The sequence below is a fragment of the Clostridium sp. genome (assembly GCF_021372645.1).
Lineage (GTDB): Bacteria > Bacillota > Clostridia > Clostridiales > Clostridiaceae > Clostridium.
This window is the reverse complement of record NZ_JAJFUC010000077.1, coordinates 1-2,894: the sequence shown is the minus strand read 5'-3', so window position 1 is coordinate 2,894 and position 2,894 is coordinate 1. Positions and strand designations below refer to the sequence as shown.

Genomic DNA, 2,894 nt, shown 5'->3' with positions numbered 1-2,894 from the left:
AATCTTATTAAGCACTAAAACATCCATAGTTAACACCTCTCGATAATTTTATTTTTAGTTTGGATATTTTAGTTGATTTATATTTATGGATATTTTTTCTTGATAGTTATTTTTGAAGTTTTCATTTTGCAACATATATATGTAGATAAATGCAAAAATTAAAAGTAAATATGCTAAAATACATAGTATTAAATAAATTATTTAAAAAGGAGAAAATAAAATATGGCAACACAACATTTTTTATCAAGAACAGAACTTTTAATAGGTAAAGATGGATTAGATAAATTGAGAAATAGCAAAGTAATTGTCTTTGGCGTAGGCGGGGTAGGAAGTTATACAATTGAGGCACTTGCTAGGTCTGGAGTTGGAAAATTAATTATTGTTGATGATGATACAGTTTGTTTGACTAATTTAAATAGACAGGTACATGCTACGTATAAGACTATAAGTCAACCTAAAGTTGAAGTAATGAAGGAAAGAATAGAATCTATAAATAGAGAATGCAAGGTTATAACTCATCAAGTTTTTGTTACTGAAGAAAATATATCAGAGATAATCCCAAGTGATGTTGATTATGTTGTAGATGCAATAGATACTGTTTCAGCAAAACTAGGATTAGCACAATATTGTTATAAAAATAATATAAAAATAATTAGCTCTATGGGAACAGGAAATAAATTAGATCCAACTCAATTCAAAATTACAGATGTATTTAAAACTAAAGTTTGTCCTTTAGCAAAAGTTATGAGACATGAATTGAGAAAAAGAGGTGTAGAGAAATTACAAGTCTTATATTCTGAAGAAATACCTATAAAGCCTGATTATGAAGATGTAGTAACTTGTAAAACGGGATGTGTTTGTACAGGAGGTACTAAAAAGTGTGCAATTAAGAGACAAATACCAGGAAGTATATCTTTTGTTCCTTCAGTTGCAGGATTGATAATTGGTGGAGAAGTAATTAGAAAGATATTAGAAACAAAGTGATATTTAATTCTAGCAAATTGAATAGAACTAATTGGAATAAATTAAAATAATGAAGGGAAAAAGAAAGCCCACAATATATTGGGATGGTGATGAAGGTTATTAACAATATATTGTGGATTATGTGTATAAGTAAATAGTTTTAATCGAAAATGTAGATAAAATATATTTCTAAGTACAATTTTTATGTACATTCTTTTCCAAGATATATGTTATATATTAATTTTAGAATCGTATTGAATGAAAAGTGAAAATTAGCTAACTGTGATGCAGATATACCTCCTTATCTGATGCAAAATGTAAATCATATCGTTGACTTGTTATTTTCTTTCATAGTGTCTTAATAATTTTATTGGAAATTAATTAAAAGATAAAGTTTGGAATAATGGTTAGAAGGAAATTCAACATAAATGTTGAATGAGTATTGTTAAATGGTATTAGGAATATTCAAAAAATAACAAATTATAAAATATAAAATATGTATGTTAATAAATGTAGGAGAGAACTATATGCAATTAGATGTAAGTGTAAAAATACAAGTAGATAAATTAAGCAAAACAGAGTATTTGATAAAAGATATGAATGATATTATTATTGGCAGATTTAGTACTATGGAATTAGAAAGTTCAAGTAAGACATGCGATATAAAATTTAAGTTCTATAGGGAATATAATTATGAACTATTAAATGATACGTTAACTCTTATTTTAAAAGCTACATTTAAAGATTCAAATATTTATAAAGTTAATATTAAAGTTCTTGAAAATATAAATTTTAATCCATTTTTAGATTTAGGATTTACCTTAGAGGGAATATTTAATCAGAATCAATACTTTAAAGGTGAATATTTTGATGAATTATCATTTGGAATAACTCGAATAGAATATAACAAAATGAGTAGATATTCATTAGCAGAGTTGAAGGGGGGAGATATAATTCTTAGAAACCTAACTGCTATGAATGCAGAGGAAGTGCTAGAATACTATAAAAAAAACAAAAACCATTTAGCACCTTTTGAACCAACTAAAGATAGTAATTTTTATACATTAGAAGCTCAAAAAAGATTCTTAAACAAGAGTTATAGAGAATTTTTAAATGGAATAAGCGTTGATTTGGGAATCTTTAAAGAAGAAAAATTAATTGGGAAAATAAAACTTTCAAGAATCCTACATGGATCTTTTAAGAATGGAATATTAGGTTATTCTATAGATGAAGATGAACAAGGTAAAGGGTATATGAAGGAAAGTGTTAGACTTTTACTTAAATATGCATTTGATGAATGTGATCTTCATAGGATAGAAGCATCCGCTCTAGTAAGAAATGAAAAATCAAGAAGGGTGTTGATAGAATGTGGGTTTAAGTTAATTGGGATAAATGAAAAGTATCTTTTGATTAATGGGAAATGGGAAGATCATGCAACTTATTGTATTTTAAAGGAATATTTCAAGTAAGAAGAGAACTATTTTATTGAAAAATAATAAAAAGAGATATGAAAATCTGAGGATAGAGTAGGTTAAAAGTATATATACAGCAATGATGTATGAATAACTATGCCTAGTGTATCAATAATAGTATAATGTAGAAAAAAAGAGAATAATATAGAATCGTGTATTTAAATTCGAAAAACAATGAGTATTATAATAACTCAGGTAACCATATATGTTAAGATAAAAGGCGTCGCAAAGAGACGGAAACAATTTAAAAGAATTTGATAAAAACCTTTTGAAAAAAGAGTTTAAAAGATTTTAAAAAAGTTGTTGACAGCATTCAATCCAAGTGATACACTAAGTAAGTCGCTTGAGTGTGACAAATAAAAACAAATAGTTACAACGAAAGTTGTGAAAGAAAATGGTCTTTGAAAATTGAACAGAATAATATAAATACATTTAAGTAAACCAGCAATTCTTTAATTG

2 protein-coding genes are annotated in these 2,894 nt (G+C 26.2%); both read left to right on the top strand.

What is annotated here, in order from left to right; translation table 11 throughout:
- Window positions 1-222: 222 nt before the first annotated feature.
- A complete protein-coding gene (locus tag LLF98_RS12165) occupies window positions 223-984 on the top strand; it encodes a tRNA threonylcarbamoyladenosine dehydratase (protein ID WP_291703952.1) in 762 nt (253 codons plus the stop codon).
- A 506-nt stretch (window positions 985-1,490) separates the two neighbouring features.
- Window positions 1,491-2,432, top strand: a complete 942-nt coding sequence (locus tag LLF98_RS12160; protein ID WP_291703950.1) for a GNAT family protein — start codon at window positions 1,491-1,493, stop codon at window positions 2,430-2,432.
- The last annotated feature ends 462 nt before the right edge of the window (window positions 2,433-2,894 follow it).

Coding starts and splice junctions, on each gene's coding strand:
- LLF98_RS12165 (WP_291703952.1), top strand. CDS start 223: ATGGCAACACAACATTTTTTATCAAGAACAGAACTTTTAATAGGTAAA.
- LLF98_RS12160 (WP_291703950.1), top strand. CDS start 1,491: ATGCAATTAGATGTAAGTGTAAAAATACAAGTAGATAAATTAAGCAAA.